The sequence below is a fragment of the Shinella sp. 838 genome (assembly GCF_029623935.1).
In the GTDB taxonomy this organism is placed as follows: Bacteria; Pseudomonadota; Alphaproteobacteria; order Rhizobiales; family Rhizobiaceae; genus Shinella.
Genome location: NZ_JARSBQ010000015.1, coordinates 92,133 through 113,430, shown reverse-complemented (window position 1 = coordinate 113,430; position 21,298 = coordinate 92,133). Strand labels below are relative to the sequence as shown.

At 62.8% G+C, this 21,298-nt stretch carries 19 protein-coding genes and 1 pseudogene; 15 read left to right on the top strand and 5 right to left on the bottom strand.

Going from position 1 to position 21,298, the window contains the following annotated elements; translation table 11 throughout:
- Window positions 1-37: 37 nt before the first annotated feature.
- The gene (locus P9A16_RS30280; protein WP_130520081.1) at window positions 38-1,066 is read right to left on the bottom strand and encodes an aldo/keto reductase; all 1,029 of its coding nucleotides are present in this window, start codon (window positions 1,064-1,066) and stop codon (window positions 38-40) included.
- 129 nt (window positions 1,067-1,195) lie between these two features.
- Here P9A16_RS30280 and P9A16_RS30275 point away from each other — a divergent pair, with 129 nt between their 5' ends.
- Window positions 1,196-1,942, top strand: coding sequence for an SDR family NAD(P)-dependent oxidoreductase (locus tag P9A16_RS30275; protein ID WP_278026299.1), 747 nt, complete (start codon window positions 1,196-1,198; stop codon window positions 1,940-1,942).
- Window positions 1,943-2,114: 172 nt separating this feature from the next.
- Here the strand turns inward: P9A16_RS30275 and P9A16_RS30270 are convergent, their stop codons facing one another.
- On the bottom strand, window positions 2,115-3,071 hold the full coding sequence (locus P9A16_RS30270; RefSeq protein WP_024270765.1) for a LysR family transcriptional regulator: 957 nt from the start codon (window positions 3,069-3,071) through the stop codon (window positions 2,115-2,117).
- Window positions 3,072-3,209: 138 nt separating this feature from the next.
- Between P9A16_RS30270 and P9A16_RS30265 the strand changes: the two genes are divergently transcribed.
- From P9A16_RS30265 to P9A16_RS30200, 14 genes and pseudogenes are all read left to right on the top strand, one after another.
- Entirely contained in the window at window positions 3,210-4,610 is a 1,401-nt protein-coding gene (locus P9A16_RS30265) for an amidase (RefSeq protein WP_130520077.1), read from the top strand.
- 50 nt (window positions 4,611-4,660) lie between these two features.
- Window positions 4,661-5,959 (top strand): ABC transporter substrate-binding protein, encoded by a 1,299-nt coding sequence (locus P9A16_RS30260; protein WP_023516454.1) that lies wholly within the window; start codon window positions 4,661-4,663, stop codon window positions 5,957-5,959.
- Window positions 5,960-6,032: 73 nt separating this feature from the next.
- Window positions 6,033-6,836 (top strand): ABC transporter ATP-binding protein, encoded by an 804-nt coding sequence (locus P9A16_RS30255; protein WP_278026298.1) that lies wholly within the window; start codon window positions 6,033-6,035, stop codon window positions 6,834-6,836.
- Complete coding sequence (locus tag P9A16_RS30250) at window positions 6,833-7,558, top strand: ABC transporter ATP-binding protein (RefSeq protein WP_278026297.1); 726 nt, start codon at window positions 6,833-6,835, stop codon at window positions 7,556-7,558. The genes P9A16_RS30255 and P9A16_RS30250 overlap by 4 nt, the downstream gene beginning before the upstream one ends.
- Before the next feature lie 5 nt (window positions 7,559-7,563).
- Complete coding sequence (locus tag P9A16_RS30245; protein ID WP_023516055.1) at window positions 7,564-8,451, top strand: branched-chain amino acid ABC transporter permease; 888 nt, start codon at window positions 7,564-7,566, stop codon at window positions 8,449-8,451.
- 9 nt (window positions 8,452-8,460) lie between these two features.
- Window positions 8,461-9,531, top strand: coding sequence for a branched-chain amino acid ABC transporter permease (locus P9A16_RS30240; protein WP_050745889.1), 1,071 nt, complete (start codon window positions 8,461-8,463; stop codon window positions 9,529-9,531).
- 9 nt (window positions 9,532-9,540) lie between these two features.
- On the top strand, window positions 9,541-11,124 hold the full coding sequence (locus tag P9A16_RS30235; protein WP_278026296.1) for a GMC family oxidoreductase: 1,584 nt from the start codon (window positions 9,541-9,543) through the stop codon (window positions 11,122-11,124).
- 12 nt (window positions 11,125-11,136) lie between these two features.
- Window positions 11,137-12,642: an aldehyde dehydrogenase gene (locus tag P9A16_RS30230; protein WP_278026295.1), complete on the top strand. Its 1,506-nt coding sequence runs from the start codon at window positions 11,137-11,139 to the stop codon at window positions 12,640-12,642.
- A gap of 14 nt (window positions 12,643-12,656) precedes the next feature.
- Complete coding sequence (locus P9A16_RS30225) at window positions 12,657-13,760, top strand: class II histone deacetylase (RefSeq protein ID WP_050745892.1); 1,104 nt, start codon at window positions 12,657-12,659, stop codon at window positions 13,758-13,760.
- Window positions 13,761-13,991: 231 nt separating this feature from the next.
- Window positions 13,992-14,480 carry a GNAT family N-acetyltransferase gene (locus P9A16_RS30220; RefSeq protein WP_278026294.1) on the top strand — a complete coding sequence of 163 codons (489 nt, stop codon included), beginning with the start codon at window positions 13,992-13,994 and terminating at the stop codon, window positions 14,478-14,480.
- A 62-nt stretch (window positions 14,481-14,542) separates the two neighbouring features.
- Window positions 14,543-14,974 carry a hypothetical protein gene (locus tag P9A16_RS30215; RefSeq protein WP_278026293.1) on the top strand — a complete coding sequence of 144 codons (432 nt, stop codon included), beginning with the start codon at window positions 14,543-14,545 and terminating at the stop codon, window positions 14,972-14,974.
- 94 nt (window positions 14,975-15,068) lie between these two features.
- The gene (locus P9A16_RS30210) at window positions 15,069-15,272 is read left to right on the top strand and encodes a hypothetical protein (RefSeq protein WP_024270761.1); all 204 of its coding nucleotides are present in this window, start codon (window positions 15,069-15,071) and stop codon (window positions 15,270-15,272) included.
- A gap of 273 nt (window positions 15,273-15,545) precedes the next feature.
- A pseudogene (locus P9A16_RS30205) lies at window positions 15,546-15,722 on the top strand (IS3 family transposase); the annotation flags it as partial.
- Between the two features lie 213 nt (window positions 15,723-15,935).
- A complete protein-coding gene (locus tag P9A16_RS30200; RefSeq protein WP_023517189.1) occupies window positions 15,936-16,892 on the top strand; it encodes a sugar-binding transcriptional regulator in 957 nt (318 codons plus the stop codon).
- A gap of 67 nt (window positions 16,893-16,959) precedes the next feature.
- Here P9A16_RS30200 and dhaL read toward each other — a convergent pair whose 3' ends face one another.
- From dhaL to P9A16_RS30185, 3 genes are read right to left on the bottom strand one after another with little or no spacing between them, the layout of a single operon-like run.
- Entirely contained in the window at window positions 16,960-18,726 is a 1,767-nt protein-coding gene (gene dhaL / locus P9A16_RS30195) for a dihydroxyacetone kinase subunit DhaL (protein ID WP_278026292.1), read from the bottom strand.
- Window positions 18,727-18,763: 37 nt separating this feature from the next.
- Entirely contained in the window at window positions 18,764-19,756 is a 993-nt protein-coding gene (locus P9A16_RS30190) for an ABC transporter permease (RefSeq protein WP_023515831.1), read from the bottom strand.
- The gene (locus P9A16_RS30185; protein WP_278026291.1) at window positions 19,746-21,245 is read right to left on the bottom strand and encodes a sugar ABC transporter ATP-binding protein; all 1,500 of its coding nucleotides are present in this window, start codon (window positions 21,243-21,245) and stop codon (window positions 19,746-19,748) included. The genes P9A16_RS30190 and P9A16_RS30185 overlap by 11 nt, the downstream gene beginning before the upstream one ends.
- Window positions 21,246-21,298 lie beyond the last annotated feature (53 nt).

Here is a 21,298-nt window from a genome sequence, read left to right as displayed (position 1 = left end):
CACGCCCCCTCCAAAAAAGGGCGTAAAGCCTTCCCGATCAGGCAACAAGACCTTCGTGCTGCAGGGCTTTCCAGAGCTCCCCCGGTACATCCTGCTCGAACCAGCCGATGTTTTGTCGGACCTGCTCTGCGTCGCGTGGACCGATCAGCACCGTCGTAACGGCGGGATGGCGCAGCGGATACTGAATGGCCGCCGCCGAGAGCGGCACACCGAAACGCTCGCAGATCTCCGAGAGGGCTTTCACCCGTATCCCCACAGCCTCGGGCACGTCCTGGTAGTTGAACTTTCGATGGCCACCGGGACCGCCGGCAAGAATGCCCGAATTGAAGACGCCGCCGATCATGATGCCCATGCCGACCTCCTGTGCCTTGTCGAGCAGGGTAAGCGCGTTCTGCTCCAGCAGCGTGTGACGGCCGGCCAAGAGCGTGCAGTCGAGCGCAGCCTCGTTCATTGCGTCCAGCACGATATCGGCCTCGTTGACCCCGAGACCGAAGCCACGGATGAGGCCGGCTGCCCGCAGCTCCTCCAGCGCCCGAAAGCCCCCGCCCTTCGTCAGCGCCATCCAGTGGGTGGCCTGCGCCACGCCATGGGTAACGGTGCCGATATCGTGCACGAAAAGGAGGTCCAGCCGCTCAAGCCCCGTGCGCTGGGCGCTGTCATCGAAACTGCGCATGATGGCATCGTAGGAGTAGTCGAAGACCTCTCTGAACGGCAGGCCGTTGTGCCAGCCGGAATCGAGCGGGTTTTTCGGTGGCGCGGGCGGCAGATCGCGGCCCGGCCTTTCACGCGCCATGAGCCGGCCGACCTTGGTGCTGACCGTGAACGTTGCGGCAGCGTCCGTCTTTTCCCGCAGAAAATGGCCGAGCAAATGTTCGGCGCGACCGAGACCATACATCGGTGCACTGTCGAAATGACGGATACCGGCCTGCCAGGCCGCTTTGAGGGCCGCCAGAGACGCATCCGCCGAAACCGGCGCATAGAGCCCTCCCATGGCCGCCGTACCCATGCCGAGAGCCGTCACCTTAAGCCCTGTCCTGCCAACTGTCCTCGCTTCGCCAGCCCGCATGAAACCCTCCTCGCAAGACCGCGCGAAAATCACCGGTCACCCTTGCTTGCGTTGTTACACTAATATAATAGCGGAGATCAAGGCAGCACAACGGTGCCGGAGAAAAGAGCCCGATAGCGGAGGAAAGCCATGAACCGGATCGATTTGTCAGGCCAGCATGCGGTGGTAACAGGCGGCGCGCAGGGCCTTGGCTTTGCCATGGCACGCCGTATCGTTGCATCGGGCGCCACCGTCACGCTCTGGGATGTCGATGAGGCTCTGCTGGCCTCGGCCCGCAAGACCCTCGGCAGCGCCGCCACAACAGTTATCGTCGATATCTCCGACTGGGAGCAGGTCGACGGCGCGCGGGCGCGCACCGAAGAGATCGCAGCCCCCGCCTCGCTTCTCGTCAACTCCGCCGGCATTGCCGGGGCCGCAGCGCCGCTCCATATCTACGACATCGCCATGTGGAAAAAGATAATCGACATCAACGTCAATGGGACCTTCTACGTCAACCGGGCGCTTGTGCCCGGCATGAAGGAACGCAACTACGGCCGTATCGTCAACATCGCCTCGGTTGCCGGCAAGGAAGGCAATCCGAATGCCGCTGCCTACTCGGCTTCGAAGGCTGCCGTGATGGGCCTTACCAAGTCGCTCGGCAAGGAGCTTGCCGGCTACGACATCGCCGTCAATTGCATCACGCCGGCGACCGCCCAGACCCGTATCCTCGAACAGCTGACGCCGGAGTTCATCGAATATATGCGCTCGCGCATACCGCGGGGCCGCTTCCTGGACGTCGACGAGGCGGCCTCCATGGTCGCCTGGCTGCTCTCCAAGGAGAACAGCTTCACAACCGCCGCGACCTTCGATCTCTCCGGCGGAAGGACGACGTATTGACGGTGCCACGCGTCTGGGGGTTAAACACGACCAAACAAAGTTGAGTTAAGATCGTATAGTACCCCCTCGATCTATCCTTGCCGAGGCGATGCAGGCAATCTCTGCAAGCGCAGATCAGGTCCTGTACAGTTGCCGATGGTGCATGCCGCGGCCATCGTCCAGTTCGCCGCTATCAGCCAAAGATCAAGGCGGAATGCCTCTTCTCAATGCAAACGGAAAACCCGGACGGGCCGACCTCGCGAAAAAACCGGCGGATGATTTCGATGAAGAGCCGCACGAACAGAGGCTTCGCGTTTCCATAGAGATCCAGGACGATGACCGATGGCGGCGGGAGTTCGTCGAGGATCGGGCGCCTCACGATGCCCTGGCCGTCCGACGTTGCCCGGCCTATAGGGCGCATGTTGAGGATCGACATACCAAAACCAGACGCAACCGCGGAACGGACCGTTTCATAGGAGCGGGTATGAAAGCGGACATCCGGCCGCTTCGCCAGGATATCGAACAGCGTCAGCAGATATGTCGCCGTCTGGGGCATGTCGAGCAACACGAATGGACGCGTCGCAATCTCCGATAGCCAGACGGCATCCTTGGCCGCCAGCGGGTCATCGACGTGCAGGACGGCGTGGGCCGGAACCTTGCAAATCCGTGTCATCGTCCCTGTCGTGATGGTGCCGATATCGTAGAGAACGGCCAGATCGATCAGCCCCTCGCCCAGCCAAGTTTGCAGCTGCACCTGGTCCCCTTCGAGAAGGTCGATTTCGACATCGCCGACATTGTCGATGTACATGCGCAGCATTTCCGGCATGAACAGGGCACCGAACGGTTCGAAACAGCCGATGCGCAAGACCTTCGGCACACGGTCGGCGAGGTCGCCGATTGCCCTGTCGAACTCCGTCGCAGCCGAAAGCATGATCCGGGCCGCGCTGATGAAGCGCTCGCCGGCCGGCGTGACCTGAACTCCGCGCGCCGGCCGCCGCTCGAAGATGCGTGCTCCCATCTCCCCTTCGGCGAGTGTGATCGCCGCAAGAATGGAGGATTGCGAGATATGCAGGACCTTTGACGCAGCCTGTACACTGCCGAGGCTTGCGACTTCGCAGACATAGCGCAGCTGCCGGATCGTCAGGTTCATCGAACCGAATGCTCCAGAAAATGTATGAAGTTATGCGAAAGAATACATTTTGTGCGTGCGAAGGAAAGGTTCATTCTGCCCTCAACGAACAAACCTGCCGCAAGATGCAGGGATATACGAAATCAAGGGAACGATAGAATGCCTTTTCAAAACCCTCTCGAAGGGGCGGCCGAGCTATGCCGTATGGACGCCGCAGCGCTTGCGGCAGCCTATCGCAATCGCACGCTTTCGCCGGTCGAAGTCGCCAGGGCAACCATAGAACGCGCCGAGAACGTGAACGCCACGCTCAACGCCTTCACATTCATCGATCATGATGGTGCACTTGCAGCCGCCGACGCAGCCGAGAAGCGCTGGGCGAAGGGTGCGCCCCTTTCGGATATCGATGGCATCCCGACAACGCTCAAGGATATCGTGTGGGTCGAAGGCTGGAGTGTGCGCTACGGCAGCACCACGACACCGGCACGCCCCCATGGCGATGACGCGCCGTCCGTGGCCCGTTTGCGCAAGGCCGGCGCGATCTTCATCGCACAGACCACCACGCCGGAATTCGGTTGGAAAGCCATCACGGACAGCGCACTTTTCGGCGTGACGCGCAATCCGTGGAACACGGAAAAAACGCCCGGCGGATCATCCGGTGGCGCAGCCGTAGCCGCTGCCGTCGGGGCGGGGGTTTTTCATCTCGGAACAGACGGCGGCGGCTCGATCCGCATTCCTGCGTCCTTTACCGGTATCGTGGGCCATAAGCCGACCTTCGGCCGGGTTCCGGCCCATCCGGCAAGCGCCTTCGGCACCGTCGCCCATGTGGGGCCAATGACGCGAAGCGCCCTCGACGCGGCAGCCATGCTAAGGGCGATGTCCGGCAGGGACATCCGCGACTGGGCCCAGGGCGTCGGCAAGCTGGCGAGCCTCGAGCCTGGAGAAGCTGCGAGCCTCGCCGGAAAACGCATCGGATACTGGTCGAAACCAGCCAGCGGGACACTCGATCCCGAGGTCGCCGCGGTGGTCGATGCCGCGGTCTCGAGATTGTCCTCCGCGGGGGCTATCGTGGAGCCGATTGCGCTGCCCGCGGAAGGCCTTCTGGACCTCTTCCATCATCATTGGTTCACCGGTGCTGCGGCGCGCCTTTCCTCGATCCCCGAGGCGGAACGTGGGTTGATCGATCCAGGCTTTCTCGAAATCGCTCGTGCCGGCGCGGCGTATAGCTCGACGGAACTGGTTCTCGCACAGGTCCGGCGCGGCGAATACGGCGCAGCGATGGATCGCCTGCTTGCCGAATACCATTTCGTGGTTTCGCCCGGGACGGCATTGCCTGCCTTCGACGCGGGGCTCGAAGTGCCGGCGGGAAGCGCCTTCAGCCGCTGGACGGAATGGGCCGGTTTCAGCTTTCCCATCAACCTGAGCCAGCAACCGGCCTGCGTCATACCGTGCGGCTTCACCTCCGCCGGCCTGCCTGTCGGTTTCCAGATCATCGGAGCACGCGGCGAAGACGCTGCCGTCCTTTCCGCCGCGGCCGGCCTGGAGGTGATGTTTTCCAGGTAAGCACCGACCACGCATGACGAACACAACCAACTATAAAAGGGGTAACCGTTATGATGAATAGACGTGCAATGCTTCAGGGAGCCTTGGGAGCCGGTGCGGCCGGCGGCATGCTCCTTGCCGATATGAACAGGTCCGTCCGGGCGCAGGATACGTCCCCGATTGCAGTGGGCTCGGCGCTGCCGATGTCAGGCATCGCAGCGGCGGACGGCATCGAGTTCAAGAACGGGCTCGACCTTGCCGCCGAGGAGATCAACGCCGCCGGCGGCATTCTGGGCCGGCCCGTCGAGATTCACATCGAAGACACCAAGGAGATGGGCGCCGACCTCGTATCCCAATCCATGCAGCGGCTGGTCGATCGCTTCAACACGCCGGTGATCATCAATGGCTACAACCTCGGCACCAACATGATCGAAATGGACGTCGCAGCCGACAACGACGTCATCATGATGCACTACAACACGCTCATTTCGCACAACGAGAAGTTCAAGACCGATCCCGAGCGGTATTACGGTTCCTTCCAGGGCGACCCTCCGGAATTCTGGTATGGACCGGGCTGCCTGAACTTCCTGAAGACCCTTTCGGAAGGTGGCAAGTGGACGGCGCCGAACAAGAAGATCGCCATCATTCCCTCGGCCAACGAGTATTCCATCGTGATCGCCAATGCGATCCGCGACAAGGCCAAGGACTACGGTTTCGAGGTGAGCCTGTTCGAAACCGTGCCGTTCCCGACCAACCAGTGGGGGCCCACGCTGGCAAAGCTGCGGCAGGACCCGCCGGCCGCCATCATCGTGACGCACTTCCTGCCGCAGGATCTTGCGCAGTTCATGGTGCAGTTCCTTTCCCAGCCCACGAACAGCCTCGTCTACATGCAATACGGCCCGTCGCTTCCCGCCTTTCGCGAGATCGGCGGCGAGAGCATCAACGGCGTCATCTATTCAACGGTCGTCGGCTGCCTTCCGGACGAATTCTCGAAGCCCTTCCGCGAGTCCTATCGCGCGAAGTTCGGCCCGAACTCCGCCTACATCACGGGATCGCAGACCTATGACGGCCTGTGGATGTGGGCGATTGCCGCCGCCATTGCCGGCGGTCCGGGCGAGCCCTTCAACAAGGAGCAAGTGGGCAAGGTGGCGGCCGTCATGCGACGCAATGTCTATCGCGGCGTCAACGGGACCTATCGGGCCGATACCGCCGGACAGTCGGCCTACTGCTACCCGACGCAGACGGCCGATCCTTCGCTGGGCATGCCGCATCAGTTCCTGCAGCATCAGGACCACACGACCGACCCCAAGCTCATCGCGCCGGCGCTCTACGCCACCGATGCGTTCGTCCTGCCACCCTGGATCAAATAGGCTCCTGCAGGTGCAGCGCTGAATCTGTGTATCGGCCGCGAAAGTGGCCGATACCGATGGCGGAAGGAGCGGGATGATGGAAAGCAGCGGGACAATCTTGCTGGAATGCGAAAACGTCGTGAAGCGCTACGGTTCGCTTTCGGCGGTGGATGGTATGTCGCTGACCGTCAGCCGTGGCGAGATCGTCGGCATCGGCGGGCCGAACGGCGCAGGCAAGACCACCTTTTTCGACGTGGTGACAGGCGTAACGCCAGCGACCGAAGGAAGGATGGTCTTCGACGGCCACGATATTTCGGGACTTGGCGCCGACAGGATATGTCAGCATGGCATTGCGCGCACATTCCAGCTCAACGCGGCATTCGACAGCCTGACGGTACGCGAGAACATCGACGTCGCCGCCTATTTCGGCCGTAGCCGAAGGACGCTGCCGGGGCTGAAGCTCGGCAGGGACGTACGCGACCAGACGGAAAAAGCACTGGCTTTCGTTGGTCTTGCGGACAAGGCGGATGCGACGGTGGCGCAGCTTCCCGTGCTCGACCGCAAACTGCTGATGATTGCCGGTGCGATCGCAACCAGACCCAAATTGCTTTTTCTGGACGAGCCGGTCGGCGGGCTCAATACAAGCGAGATCGACCACATCATCCGTTTGGTGGAACGGCTGAAGGCGAACGGCATGACCGTCGTTCTCATCGAACACGTCATGCGCTTCCTGCTCGCACTCTCCAGCCGTGTCCTCATCATGCATCATGGCAAGAAAATCTTCGAAGGACCGCCGCAAGCAGTCGCTGAAGACCCGGTCGTGGTCGAAACCTATCTCGGAGAGGGAACGCGCAAGCGCCTCAAGACCTATTTTTCCGAAGGCGAGGTCCAGCCGTGAGTGCGTTCACGAAACCGCCCGTCCTCAGTCTTTCCAACGTGGTCTCCGGCTATGGCGGACTGGAGGTGCTGAAGGGCATATCCTTCGATGTCGCCGCCGGCGACTTCGTCACGGTCGTCGGGCCAAACGGCCACGGCAAATCGACGCTGCTCAAGACCATCTCCGGCCTCGTGCCGCTGACATCGGGCGCGGTCCGCATCAATGGCGCACCGACGCTTGCCAAACCGCATGCCATCGCCGCGCTCGGTGTGGCCCACGTTCCACAGGGCGACATGCTGTTTCCTGAAATGAGCGTCCTGGAAAACCTGCTCATGGGGGCCTATCTCGCTCCCTCCAAGGCGGAAATCGATCGCCGGCTGGACGAAGTCTATACACTCCTGCCCAAGCTTTCGGACAGGCGCGACCAGATCGCATCGTCCCTCTCGGGGGGAGAACGGCGCATGGTTGGCATCGGCCGTGGCCTCATGATGGGCGGGCAGATCCTCCTGATCGACGAACCGTCGTTGGGTCTCGCCCCCCTGATCATCGAGCAGATCTATGGCGTGATAACGGAACTCTCCAGAGGCGGCCGCACGATCCTGCTCGTGGAGGAGAATCCGGCCCGCGTCGCCGACCTCGCAAACCATCTCCACCTTCTGGATGACGGTATGATTGTGTGGTCGGGCCCACCTGCTGAACTGCTTGCCCGCGACGAACTCCTCGCAACGTATCTGGGGGGCTGACGATCATGCTCGACATCCTGACCGCCATTCTCATCGCAGGCCTTACGACAGGGGCTCTCTATGCGCTTGCAACCGTCGGCCTCTCCCTCGTCTGGGGCTCCATGGGCATGCTCAACATGGCGCATGCCGCCATGTTGACGCTTGGCGGCTATTCCGCCTTCACGCTCTGCACCGTCCTCGGCCTACCGGTCATCGCCGGCTTTGCCGGCGCCATTCTTGTCGGCGCCGTCGCAGGCGGATTGCTCTACGTCCTGATCGTGCGCAACCTGCTGAAGAACGACAAGGCGACGTTCGAATCCAATGTGATGATCGCAACCGTCGGCATCGGCATTGCGCTCGAAAACGCTATTCTTCTGACCTATGGTGGCCAGCCGTTGAAACAGCCGATCTCGGCAACGGGATCACTCGTGCTCGGTCCAGTGAGCCTTCCCTATCAGAACATGCTCATCGTCTTCGTCGTCATAGCGCTCATGGCCGTCATAGCGCTTCTTCTCGGCAAGACGCGCATGGGTCGCGCCATCCGTGCGACAGCCCAGAACCGCGAGGCAGCGCAACTCATGGGCGTTGCCGTCAACCGCGTCTACTTCCAGGTCCTCGTCCTGTCGGGCGCGATCGCCGGCATCTGCGGCGTGATGGTGAGTTCCATGACCCAGCTTTCGCCGCCGCTCGGGAACGACCCCATGCTGAAAGCCTTCATCATGTGCGTGGTCGCAGGGCTCGGCAATTTGCCGGGCGCGGTGGCCGCCGCCTTTGGTCTCGCGCTGCTCGAGGCCTTCGTCCAATACGTCGCCGGCGCGCGCTGGGGTTTTCCAACGCTGCTCTTCGTGGTCATCGCTGTCCTGATATGGCGGCCCGCCGGCCTTTTCGGCCGTGTCCAAATCCGTCGAATGTGAGGTGACGCCGTGACCCAGACTTCAAGCTTCAAGGGCATGGCCGGCAGCGCGCGTCTCGACCTTCTCGTCAGCCTGCTGCTCATCGCGGCCGCGATTGCGCTTCCTTTCATGATCGACAGCCGCTACGTGCTCGGCCAGATCGTGCTGGCCCTGTTCTACGCCACCATTGCCTCACAGTGGAACCTGCTTTTCGGCTTTGCCGGCGTCTTCTCGCTGGCACAGATGGCCATGTTCGCCTTCGGTGGCTACGCGACCGCTATGATCTGCTTCTACTTCGGATGGAACGTCTGGACGGCTTTGCTGCCGGGCGCGCTTTCTGCCGTTGTCTTCTCGCTGATCGTCGGTCTCGCGTGCCTTCGCCTGACCGGCGTCTATGTCGCGCTGCTCACGCTCGCCATCGCCCAGACCATGTATCTGCTGATTGTCACGGACACCGAATGCTTCACGATGGTGGGCTCCATCTGCCGGCAGTTCACCGGTGGCGCTGTCGGCTTTGCCCGCTTCGGCGATCTCGGCACGCGGGCGCTTCTCAAGGGCCAATGGCTCGTCGGCAACTATGCGATCGTCGCAACCCTCTTTGCGATCACGATGATCGTCACATACATCATCGTCAAAAGCCCGATAGGGCTTGCGTTTCGCGCGCTGAAGGACAATCCCGGCTATGCGGTGGCGCGCGGTGTCAACCGGTTCCAGGCGCAGCTTCTCGTGTTCGGCATCTCGGCCTTCTTCACGGGCCTTGCCGGCGGCTTCTACGCCGCGCATTTCCAGGCGATCGGTCCCGGCATCCTCTCCATGTCGCAGCTGATGTTCATCATCGCGATCACCGTCGTCGGCGGTGTCGGCACCTTCTGGGGGCCGCTCGTCGGCACGATCGTGCTCGTGGCGGCCGACGAGCTGATGCGCGAGGCGGGTGAGTTCCGCACGCTCGGCCTCGGCCTCATCATCGCTCTGTCGATCCTGCTCATGCCGAAAGGCCTCGTCGGTCGACTCGGCGATCTCGTCTTCTGGCTGCGCCACCGCAACGCCGCGGCCGTCTCCAGCGTCAATTTCCAGGAAAAGCCGGCAACCGCCGGGAAGTGAGGGGGTCCCATGTACGACACGATCATCATCGGCGCAGGTTCGGCCGGCTGCGTGCTTGCAAACCGGCTGAGCGCCGATCCGGACCGCAAGGTCCTCGTCCTCGAGGCCGGACGCGCCGCCCCCCTCGCCTCCGATATCCCGTCCGACTGGGTGACCATGTTCAACACGGGCGCCGATTGGGGTTACTACACCGACCCGCAGGCCGGCTGCCGCGGGCGCCGCATCTTCTGGCCGCGCGGCAAGATGGTGGGCGGCTCCGGTGCGCTCAATGCGATGATCTATATCCGGGGACTGCCTTCGGACTATGATGCCTGGGAAGCGATGGGCTGCGCCGGCTGGGGCTGGAACAACGTGCTTCCGGTGTTCCTCCATTCCGAGGCCAACGCCGACATCAAGGAGAGCCCCTATCACGGCAACGACGGCCTCCTGCACATCGGCAATGTGCCCTATGTCGACAAATACGAACGGATCTGGATCGAGGCCGCGGAAGCAGCGGGCTATCCCTACAATCCCGACTACAACGGTGAAACCCAGGAAGGGGTTGGTCTCTTCCAGTTCACCATCAAGAACGGCGAGCGCTGGGGAACCGGGAAGGCCTACCTGCGGCCCGCGCTCGAGCGGCCCAACCTGACGGTGAAGACCGGCGTTCTCGTGACAAAAATCATCATCGAGAATGGCCGCGCCACGGGTGTCAACTACCTGATCGACGGCGTTCCGCACACGGCCCATGCCGGCAGCGAAGTCGTTCTGTCTTCGGGGGCAGTCGGCTCTTGCCAGCTCCTCATGCTGTCGGGGGTCGGCCCGGCGGACGAACTGAAGGCGGTGGGTGTCGATCCCATCCACAACCTTCCCGGCGTCGGCAAGGACCTGCAGGACCACCTCAACATCCCGATCACCTTCTACACCAAGGAAGCCCTCGGCATCGGCGCCTGGACCGACGAGGTGATCGCCGACAGTTTCGAGGAATGGCGCGACCGGCGCACCGGCATCCGCACCTCGCCCTGGGTCGCCTCCGGCGGCCATGTGTGCAGCAGGCCCGGCGTCGAACCCGACCTCCAGCTCTACGGTGCGATGAGCCCGCATCGCGACTACGCCCGCTTCCTCGGCGGACAGTCGGGCATCACCACACACTCCACGCTTCAGCGCCCGAACAGCCGCGGCGAAATCAGGCTGCGCTCATCCAATCCGATAGAGCATCCCGCGATCGACCCCAGATACTTTGTGAGCGACCCGGAAGGCCTCGACCTTGCCACCCTGGTGGAGGGCATCAAGATCAATCGCCATATCATGGAGCAGTCGCCGATCCGCGCGCTTGTCGATTACGAGATCAGTCCGAGTGCGGAGTGCAGGACGGACGCCGAAATCGCCAACTATGTCCGCGGCCACATGACGACGCTCTACCACCCCTCCTCGTCCTGCCGCATGGGCGTCGATGCGATGGCCGTCACCGATCCCGCGACGCTCAAGGTTCGCGGCCTTGAAGGCCTGCGCGTTGCCGACGCATCGGTCATCCCGAAGATGGTTTCGGGCAATCTCAATGCGCCGACGATCATGATCGCCGAGCGTGCCGCCCAGATGATCCTCGCCGGCTAAGGAGACGCATCCATGAACATCGCCCCATCCACGGGTCGTTGGCACGACAGGGCCGCAAAGCTTTCCTTCGAAGGCAGGCTCTTCATCGACGGCGACTTCCGCGAAGCCGTGTCCGGCTCGAAATTCGAGACGGTCAATCCCGCCAATGACGGCGTCATCGCGGCGGTATCGCGCGGCGCGGCAGCCGATATCGACCTCGCCGTCTCCTCCGCGCGCAGGGCGTTCCGGTCGGGCGCTTGGTCGCGCATGGCGCCGCGTGCCCGCATGGCCGTCATGTTGCGGTTCGCCGAGCTTATCGAAAAGCATGCCGAGGAATTCGCGCTGCTCGATACGCTCGACATGGGCAAGCCGATCCGGGAAATGCTGACGGTCGACATCCCGCTGGCGCTTACCTGCCTGCGGTTTACCGCCGAGTGTATCGACAAGATCGAAGGCAGCGTCGGTTCGACGTCCAGCGACGTGCTGTCCTACGTCATCCGCCAGCCGCTCGGTGTGGTCGGTTGCATCGTGCCATGGAATTATCCATTGCTGATGACGGCGTGGAAGATAGCACCCGCACTTTCTGCCGGCAATTCGGTGGTGCTGAAGCCGGCCGAACAGTCCCCCCTCTCTGCGCTGCTGCTCGCGAGGCTCTTTGTGGAAGCCGGCGGACCGGCCGGCGTGTTCAATGTGATCAACGGTTTCGGGGCAGAGGCCGGCAAAGCGCTGGCCTTGCACGACGGCGTCGACAAGATCGCCTTCACCGGTTCAGCCGAGGTCGGCAAGTTGATGCTGGTCTATGCCGGCCAATCCAACATGAAGAAAGTCGCCACGGAATGCGGCGGCAAATCTCCGCACGTCGTTCTTGCGGACGCCGAAAACCTTGAAACGGCTGCCTGGTGGGCTGCCATGGGCATCTTCGGGAACCAGGGCGAAGTGTGCTGTGCGGGCTCACGCATCATCGTGGAGAAATCGGCCGTCCCGGACTTCGTCGATGCGCTCACCGTGCAGGCAAGAACCGGCTACATCCCCGGCGATCCGCTGGACGAGGCAACGACCATGGGGCCTCTCGTCACCCGCGAGCAGCAGCAGCGCGTGCTGAACTATATCGACATCGGCCGCCGCGGCGGAGCGCAGTGCATTCTCGGCGGCGGCACGCCCGACGGACTGGAGCACGGCGCCTATATCGCTCCGACCATCTTCACCGGCGTCGACAACACCATGACGATCGCCCGCGAGGAGATCTTCGGCCCGGTCGCCAGCATCATTCCCGTATCGGGTTACGACGAGGCGGTCACCATAGCCAACGACAGCCCCTTCGGCTTGGCAGCCGGCATCTGGACGAGCGATCTCGGCAAGGCGCACCGCTTTGCACGCGATGTCGAGGCCGGCATGGTCTACGTCAACAGCTACATGAACGGCGACATGCAGTTGCCCTTCGGCGGCTGGAAGGAAAGCGGCAACGGGCGCGACAAATGCATGGATGCGATCCTCTCCTACACGCAGAGCAAGGGCGTGTGGGTGACGGTCGGCGCATGAACGGGGAGCAGACAATGAAGACCGGCTGGAATTTCCACGAACTATATCTCTGGCACGATACGGGCGCGGCCGCGCAATTCTTTCCTGCGAGCCTGACCGTCGAACCCGGGGAACATGCGGAGAATGCCGAAACGAAGCGGCGCTTCCGGAATCTCATGGAGGTTTCCGGGCTTACCGACCAGCTCGCCAGCGTCAAATCGGTACCGGTCGACGAGGACGACCTCGCCCTCTTCCACACGCGCGACTACATTCGCCGCATCAAGGCGCTCAGCGACGACCGCGGCGGCGACGCGAGTTATCTCACGCCCTTCGGTCGCGGCAGCTACGAGATTGCCTGCCTTGCGGCCGGCGGCACGTTTGCGCTGATGGACAAAGTCCTCTCCGGCGAACTCCAAAATGGCTATGCGCTGGTCCGCCCGCCGGGGCACCATGCCGAAAGCGACAACGGCATGGGCTTCTGCCTGTTCGGCAACGTTCCGGTTGCCATCCTGAAGAGCCGCAAGAAGCACCGGTTCGAGCGCGTGGCGACGGTGGACTGGGACGTTCACCACGGCAACGGCACGCAGGCGGCGTTCTGGACCGATCCCAACGTGCTGACCATCTCGCTCCACCAAGAGCGGCTCTATCCCCATGACAGCGGTGACCGGGAAGAACGCGGCGCGGGCGCGGGCTACGGCTACAATCTCAACGTTCCGCTCCCGGCCGGCTGCGGCCACGGTGCCTACATCGCCGCCTTTGAACAGGTGGTGCTTCCGGCATTGACGGCCTACAGGCCCGACCTCATCGTCGTGCCGTCGGGATTCGACGCGTCGGGCGCCGACCCGCTTGGCCGCATGATGCTGCATAGCGACACCTATCGCGCGATGACGCGGATGCTCATGGAGGCCGCCGGGGATTTGTGTGGCGGGCGCCTTGTCATGTCGCACGAGGGCGGCTACTCCGCCGCCTACGTGCCCTATTGCGGCCTCGCCGTGATGGAGCAGCTCTCGGGCATCAGAACCCACATCGATGACCCGTTCCTGCCGGTCTTCCTGAACTACCGGGGCCAGGACCTGCGCCCCTGGCAACAGGACGCGATTTCGGCCGCCGCCGAGCTATTGGTGGGAATCCGTCCATAAATATGCCAGCGGAGGGCGTGGTGACATCAAAAGCCGTCGTGCGATTGGGCGTGGCGATGGCAACAACGCAGAAAACCCTCAGCAGTTTGTTGCGGGCATAGGCGCAATGTTTTATCGCAACGTTACATGCCTGAATCTGGATAATGGAAGCATCGAGCTATTCTTTCTGAGCCGACACTCAGGTGTAGTTATTTTTTAGATATTAATAAAATAAATTGAGAAAGAAAAAACATGACACTCCCTCCGAACAACGCAGAGGTGACGTTTCGCCGGGTAACGTCTGCGAATGTCTCTGAAATTTGTGAGCTGAGCGAAACCCTTTCGGAAGAACAGAGGGATTTTGTCGCGGATAACGGGACCTCGATTGCCGAGGGATTCTGTTCGCAATCGGCCTGGTTCCGCGGCGTTTATGCGGATGACGTCCTGATCGGTTTCGTCATGGTGCATGATGGATCGGATTGGGATGACGGGATCGACTGCCCTGGCCCGTATCTATGGCGTTTCATGATCGCCAGGCCTTTTCAAGGCCAGGGCTTTGGGAAGCAGGCAATCTCCAGGATCGCCACGCGCCTTCGGTCACAGGGTGTTCGGGAGCTCTACACGAGCTACGGCCTTGGGGCTGGCAGCCCGCAGGCATTTTATGAGAAGCTCGGCTTTTCTCCCACTGGCGGAATGTTCGACGAAGAGGTCGAAGTCGTCCTTCAGCTCTCGGAGCGGTGAACGCGCAGCCGACAGCTTGCATGCCTGATGGCACTCCTCTTCGTGCGCTTTTAGAAAGGGGGTTGGCCGCGATCAGCGCGACCGCTCGCGTGATATCAAGGCACCAGCAACGCCGCCGCCCGCATGGTCGGCGGACACGCGGGCTTGCCACGAGCGCCGAGGACAAGCTTTGTATCTTTGCGGCCACCGACCGGACCTGCAAATTCGTCTTCGCGAGATTGGTGCCACGCACCACCGGCGCCGCAGCCCGGCTATTCCTCGATGAAATCGTCGCCGTCGTGCCCTACTGCATCCATACATCCCTACCGACAATGGCATCGGTTCGCCGATCTGCCGAAGAAGTGCTCCAGTCCGACTGCCAGATGGCGTGGGCATCCATACGACCGCAGCTGACAAAGCCCAATCATCCATGGACCAACGACCAGGTCGAACGGATGAACCGAACCATCAAGGAAGCGACCGCGAAGCGGGATCAGTCTCCACCGCTATCATGAAGCCCGAAGACAGATCGCCGACCTTTGCAAGGTCCGCTTGCGAGACAAGACCGCCGCGCTAGAGTTGCACAGCGATTCGCCATCAGGAGGAAGAATGCGTCAGCAGACAAAACCGTTCACCGTTGAAATCAAGCAATCCCGGAAGCTGAAGCCCAGCAACCAAAAACCGTCGATCTGGGGAAAACTGGATTTGAGCATTGCGGAAGACCACGTTGCCTCCGCGGCTCCGATGATCGAGCCAGCCACAGCCGAGAGCAGCGAACGGCTCCAAGCTTCGCAGACGCACTCAAGCTCTTAACCCCTCAACCATGCTTCGCGCACGCCCACGGCTTCCGGCGGCAGTTCGACAAGAAGTGCCGCTGCGCTGCACATGGAAGGTCGCCCAAAGGCGACTCACATGTTGTCAGCCGCCATTTTGAGCGGGATTGAAGATCGCAGGCATGATCTAACCGTGCTTGAGTTCGTGGCATCTCCGAGACCCTGGCAACGAAGACCACTACCGAGCTTCATGCCATAGCTAAGCCATTGAAAGGTCAGAACGTGCACCCATTCGTCGTGGCAGATGGCGACTGAGAGCTTCTTCAATCCGATGAAGCGGGAGCGGAGAGACTGAAGGGTCAAATGCTCAAGGAACGAGGGCAGGCAGGACATGTTCGATTCCATCGAGATGTACTACAACCTAAAACGCAAACACGTCAGAAACGGAATGCTATCATCTGTCGAGTTCGAAAAGCACCCAAAAGAGTGACGTGACGATGTCTATGGAGCCCCGGGCTATTCAGTTTGCAACCAATCGCGCCCATGGAAAATGTTGAGGGGCTTTATCAACGCCACAACGACGCATTGGAATATCGAAGATGGCTGAAGCCAACAGTGAATGCGCACGGTATTCAGGGCTCTCGGCGTTGGACGGCAGCCAGCGTTGACGCATAAATCAGACACATCAAGGAAACCGTGCCGCATGAACGAAGACTGGGGACATTTCGATGAGGAACTGGAGCGCGCGCGCGTCGCCTGGCTCTATTTCATCGGCGGGCAGACCCAGCAGGAAATCGCCCAGCGCATGAACATCACGCGGCTGAAGGTCAACAAGATCATCGGCCAGGTGCGGGAATCCGGCAGCGTGCAGGTCAATGTCAGCCTGCCTTTGACCGACTGCATCGAACTCGCCGAAAAGGTCTCCGCCCGCTACGGCCTGGTCGATGCGCTGGTGGTGCCGGATCTCGACGATTATCTGGAGCAGAAGCGCGTCATCGGCGAAGCCGCCGGTTCGCTGGCGAGCGAACTCATCGAAGGGCGCGACATGGGCGTCGGCATCGGCTCCGGGCGCACGCTGAGCTTTGCCGTGCGCAGCCTGCGCGCCCGGCCGAAATCCGAAAGCTGGGTCGTCGGGCTCACCGGCGGCGTCACCAGCGGCTCGGCCACCAACACGTTCGAGGTCGCGACGGCCTTTGCCCGCGCGCTCGGCGTCGAATGTCACTACCTGACGGCGCCGATCTACTGCGCCAATCCCGAAAGCCGCAATGCGCTGCTGCTCAACGACGAATTGACGGACGTGCTGGCGCGCACCGAGATCGCCGATATCGGCATCGTCTCCTGCGGAGCCTTGGCGCAGGATACGTCGCTGACCCAGATCCGCGTGGTGAAGGACAATCTCGATACGGTGCTGAAGCGCGGCGCCGTCGGCGAATTCATGGGGTGGTTTCTCGATGCGCGCGGCCAGGCGATCGATCATTTTCTGAACGATTCAATCATCGCGCTGCCGCCGGACAAGCTGAAGCTCAAGCCGATTTCCGTGCTGGTGTCCGGCGGTATCCGCAAGATCCCGATCATCCGGGCGATCCTGCGCGCCGGTTATGTCAACCGGCTCGTCACCAATGAAGGTGTTGCGCGGGCCTTGCTGCAAGGCCCGCGCTGAAAGCTATTCCAGCAAAAGTGCGCAGCGTTTTTGCGCCCGGAAAAGCGTCAACTTTTCAAGTCTCAAATCAGGCGAGCGCCTTGCGAAGCGCCTCCGCCATGGCGCGCAGCGTCACATAGGTCGAGGCCGCACCGGGGTCGATATGGCCGACGGAGCGTTCGCCAAGTTTCGCCGAGCGGCCGCGCCGGGATTCGAGCGCCGCCGTCGCCTTCATGCCGGCCTCCCCGCCATCGCGGGCGGCAACCAGCACGTCGAGCGTGGAGCCGCCACTATTGGCAACACGAAAGCCCGCCTCGACCGCCGGCACCCAGGCGTCGATCATCGTCTTGTCGCCCTGTTCGGCGCGGCCGCGGTCGCGAATGCCCTGGCAGGCAGCACTCAGCCATTCCGCCATGCCTGCACCATCGAGGTTGAGGCGGTGGCTGACGGCCGTGCCGGCGCGCAGGAACGCCGTGGCGTAGAGCGGGCCGGAGGAGGCGCCGACGGCATCGAGGAAGGCCTTGGCCATGCGCTTGCAGATGCCTTCGATCGTCTCGTCGTCCTGCGTATCTTCCAGCGCGCGCTGCACGGCCTTCCAGCCGATTTCCATCGTCACGCCATGGTCGCCGTCGCCGATCACGCCGTCGAGTTCGGAAAGCCAGTTCTTCTCCGCGATGATCTCGTCGCCGACGGCATGCATCATCGTCTTGAAGATCGCCGGCGTCACGTCCCCCTCGGTCAGCAGCTCGCGGGGCTTTTCCTCAACGGCGGCGCCGCTTTCGGCAAGCTTCACCGCCTTGCGGCTGCGGATCGCGATGTCGTCGGTCTTCTCGAAGGCGCCGACGACGAGGGCCGGCGTGCGGCAGGGATGGTCGAGCAGCGCCTGCAGAGTATCGTCCAGCTTCATCAGCGTCACGGAGGCGCCGGCCATCTCCAGCGAGGTGGCATATTCGCCGACCCAGGAGGCGTGGATCTCGATGCCAAGGGCATCGAGCCGCTGCTTGACGCGGCGGAAGATGAGGTAGAGCTCGATCTGCGACGTGGCACCGAGGCCGTTGACGAGAACGGCGACGCGCTCGCCCGCCTTGAGGTCCAGCTCTTTCAGAACCGCCTCCACCAGCTCGTCGCTCACCTCGTCCACCGGCGCGAGCTTCTGGCGGCGGATGCCGGGCTCGCCGTGCAGGCCCATGCCGATTTCCATCTCGTCGTCGCCGATGGTGAAATTCGGCTTGCCGGTCTGCGGCAGCGAGCAGGGGCTGAGCGCCACGCCCATCGAGCGGGTCGCGTCATTGGCAGCCTGCGCCAGCGCCTCGACGCGCGCCAGCGGCTCACCGAGATCGGCGGCGGCACCGGCCACCTTGAAGACGAAGAAGTCGCCGGCAATGCCGCGGCGCTCGGATTTGCGCTCGATCGGGGCGGAGGCGACATCGTCGGCGACCGCGACATGGCGCACCGCGATGCCGGCCTGTTCCAGCTCCTCGGCCGCCATGGTGAAGTTCAGCACGTCGCCGGTGTAGTTGCCGTAGAGCATGACGACGCCGACGCCGCCATCGACGGCGCGCGCCGCCTCGACGATGTGCGACGGCGAGGGAGAAGCAAAGATGTTGCCGACGGCGGCGGCATCGGCAAGGCCGCGCCCGACATAGCCGGCAAAGGCCGGCTCATGGCCCGAGCCGCCGCCCACGACGATGCCCACCTTGCCATCGCGCGGGCCATCGACGGCGACGACCGCCCGCCCCGTCGCACCCTCGACGCGCAACATGTCCGGATGCGCGCCGACCATGCCTTCGATCATCTCCGCGATGATGTTTTCCGGCGCGTTGATCAGCTTCTTCGTTTTGACTTCCTGGTTCATTCTGCTTTCTTTCGTCAGATCGATGCGGCCGTCGGCTTCAAGCGTCACGGCGGAGATAGCGGCGGGAAACGGCGTCGAAGGAAATGGCGAGCACGACGATCGCACCCGAGACGATGCCCTGCCAATAGGGCGAGACGCCGAAGAGCACGATGATGTTTTCGATGATGGCGATGATGCCCGCACCGAAGATCGCCCCGATCGGGCTGCCGATGCCGCCGGTGGTGGCGACGCCGCCGATGACGGAGGCGGCGATCGGCGCCAGCACCCAGGTCTCGCCGATCGACGGCTGGGCGGTGCCGAGGCGGGCGACCATCAGCACGCCGGCAAGGGCGGCTATGGCGCCGGCGGCGGTGAAGACGAGAAGGCGCACCTTGTCGACCTTGATGCCAAGCATGCGAGCGCCGGCCTGGTTGTTGCCGATCGCATACATGTAGCGGCCGAAGGGCGTCTTCAGCATGACGAAGGTGGCGACAGCCAAAGCCACGAGCATGATGATGAAGGGCACGGGAACGCCGAGCAGGTCGCCGCGGCCGAGATAGTGCACGTCCTTTGGAATGCCGGTGATCGCGACGCCGCGCGTCAAAACCAGGTTGGCGCCGCCGAAGATGCCGGCAGTGCCGATGGTGAGCACCAGCGAATGCAGCCGCAGCACCGTCACCAGCAGGCCGTTGATGAGGCCGAGGCAGGCGCCGAGCAGGATCGCCAGCAGCATGGCCGAATAGGGCTCGAAGCCGAGCCGCACCATGAGGATGCCGGAAATGACGCCGCACAGCCCGCCGATCACGCCGAGCGACAGGTCGAGCTCGCCCAGCACCATCAGCATGGACTGCGCAATGGTGATAAGGCCGACGAAGGCGAGCCCGCGCGCGATGACCGACAGGTTGTAGGGCGTGAGGAAATAGGGCGAGATCAGCGCGGAGAGCGTGAAGATCACGGCGAGCGCGACGAAGACGCCGGCAAGCGGGCTGCGCGACAGGATCGCCCAGGGCCTGGCCTGTATCGGCCTGGTTTGCGTGGAACTAGTTTGCATGGGCTTTCGCCTCCGTGCCGAAGATGGCGCCTACGAGGGTTTCGTTGCTGGTGTTGGTGGTGTCGAACGCGCCGGTGATGCGGCCGTGATGCATGGTCACGATGCGGCTTGCGCATTTCTTGAGTTCGTCGAGTTCGGATGAGACGAGGATAACGCCGACGCCCTCCTCCGCCAGACCCTTCATGATCCTGTAGATCTCGGTCTTGGTGCGGATGTCGATGCCCTTGGTGGGCTCGTCGAAGATCAGCACGCGCGGCCGTGTCGCCATCGCCCGGCCGATGATGGCCTTCTGCTGGTTGCCGCCGGAAAGCTGCGAGATGCGCTTGCCCATGCCGGATGTGCGGATGCCATAGTCGTCGATGATCTTCTGCACCGCCTCACGCTCGCGCCCGCCGCTGATGCCCAAGGCACCTTTCGTCAGCGAGAGGATGGAGATGCCGATGTTTTCGCGCAGCGACAGAAGCGGGAAGATGCCGTGGTGCTTGCGCTCTTCCGAGAGGTAGAGCATGCCGCCGTCGACCGAGGCGGAGGTGTCGTTGAGCGTCCACGGCCTGCCGTCGACCGTCACGCTGCCGGCCTTGGCCTTCAGGAAGCCGAAGATCGTCTGCATGACTTCGGAGCGGCCGGCACCGACAAGCCCGGCAAAGCCGAGGATCTCGCCGCGCCGCAATTCGAAATCGACATCGTGGAAGCGTGCGCCGGAAAGGCCGCGCACCTGCATGATCGTGTCGGTAACCGGCCCTTTCGGGCGGAAATGTTCGTCGAAGGAAAGGTCCCGGCCGGACATGGCGCGGATCAGGTCCGCCTCGGCAATGTCGGTAATCCGGCCGCTTTCGATCTTCTCGCCGTTGCGCAGCACCGTGTAGTCGTCGCCGATGGCGAAGACCTCGTCCATCTTGTGGCTGATGAAGACGATGGCGTGGTCGCGGTCGAGAAGGCCGCGGATGACCTTGAAGACGCGGTCCACCTCGACGCGCGTCAGCGACGACGTCGGTTCATCGAGGATGAGCACCTTCATGGCGGCATTGGTGCAGGCGCGGGCGATCTGCAAGAGCTGCTGGTCGGAGACGGAAATATTGGCGACCAGGTCGCGCGGATCAGCCTCGATGCCGAAGCGTTCGAGATAGGTCCTGGCTTCCTCGACGAGCGCATTGCGATTGACGAGAAGGCCGCCATGCCCCGTCCTGTCGAACGGCATGAAGAGGTTTTCCGCAACGCTCATCTGCGGGAAGAGATTGAGCTCCTGCGGCACATAGGCGACGTTCTTGTAGAGGCTCGCGTCCTCCGCCGGATCGCGGCCATCGATCAGCACCTGGCCGCGGGACGGCCGGTCGGTGCCGGTCAGGATTTTCACGAGGGTGGATTTGCCCGCACCGTTCTCGCCGGCGAGAATGTGCGTGCGGCCGAGTTCGATCGTCAGATCGACCCCGTCGAGGGCGGTCACGCCGGGAAAGTCCCGGCCAAGGCCGCGGGTTTCGAGATAAGCCATGGGGCACCTGCGTACAGGAATGAGATGGAAAAGGCGCGGGGGGAGTGCCCCGC

Bases quoted from the DNA above. Each gene is read 5' to 3' on its own strand.
- P9A16_RS30275 (WP_278026299.1), top strand. From the start codon at position 1,196: ATGAACCGGATCGATTTGTCAGGCCAGCATGCGGTGGTAACAGGCGGC.
- P9A16_RS30200 (WP_023517189.1), top strand. From the start codon at position 15,936: ATGAACGAAGACTGGGGACATTTCGATGAGGAACTGGAGCGCGCGCGC.
- P9A16_RS30260 (WP_023516454.1), top strand. From the start codon at position 4,661: ATGATGAATAGACGTGCAATGCTTCAGGGAGCCTTGGGAGCCGGTGCG.
- P9A16_RS30265 (WP_130520077.1), top strand. From the start codon at position 3,210: ATGCCTTTTCAAAACCCTCTCGAAGGGGCGGCCGAGCTATGCCGTATG.
- P9A16_RS30190 (WP_023515831.1), bottom strand. From the start codon at position 19,756: ATGCAAACTAGTTCCACGCAAACCAGGCCGATACAGGCCAGGCCCTGG.
- P9A16_RS30210 (WP_024270761.1), top strand. From the start codon at position 15,069: ATGCGTCAGCAGACAAAACCGTTCACCGTTGAAATCAAGCAATCCCGG.
- P9A16_RS30280 (WP_130520081.1), bottom strand. From the start codon at position 1,066: ATGCGGGCTGGCGAAGCGAGGACAGTTGGCAGGACAGGGCTTAAGGTG.
- P9A16_RS30230 (WP_278026295.1), top strand. From the start codon at position 11,137: ATGAACATCGCCCCATCCACGGGTCGTTGGCACGACAGGGCCGCAAAG.
- P9A16_RS30245 (WP_023516055.1), top strand. From the start codon at position 7,564: ATGCTCGACATCCTGACCGCCATTCTCATCGCAGGCCTTACGACAGGG.
- P9A16_RS30220 (WP_278026294.1), top strand. From the start codon at position 13,992: ATGACACTCCCTCCGAACAACGCAGAGGTGACGTTTCGCCGGGTAACG.
- P9A16_RS30270 (WP_024270765.1), bottom strand. From the start codon at position 3,071: ATGAACCTGACGATCCGGCAGCTGCGCTATGTCTGCGAAGTCGCAAGC.
- P9A16_RS30235 (WP_278026296.1), top strand. From the start codon at position 9,541: ATGTACGACACGATCATCATCGGCGCAGGTTCGGCCGGCTGCGTGCTT.
- P9A16_RS30255 (WP_278026298.1), top strand. From the start codon at position 6,033: ATGATGGAAAGCAGCGGGACAATCTTGCTGGAATGCGAAAACGTCGTG.
- P9A16_RS30225 (WP_050745892.1), top strand. From the start codon at position 12,657: ATGAAGACCGGCTGGAATTTCCACGAACTATATCTCTGGCACGATACG.
- P9A16_RS30185 (WP_278026291.1), bottom strand. From the start codon at position 21,245: ATGGCTTATCTCGAAACCCGCGGCCTTGGCCGGGACTTTCCCGGCGTG.
- dhaL (WP_278026292.1), bottom strand. From the start codon at position 18,726: ATGAACCAGGAAGTCAAAACGAAGAAGCTGATCAACGCGCCGGAAAAC.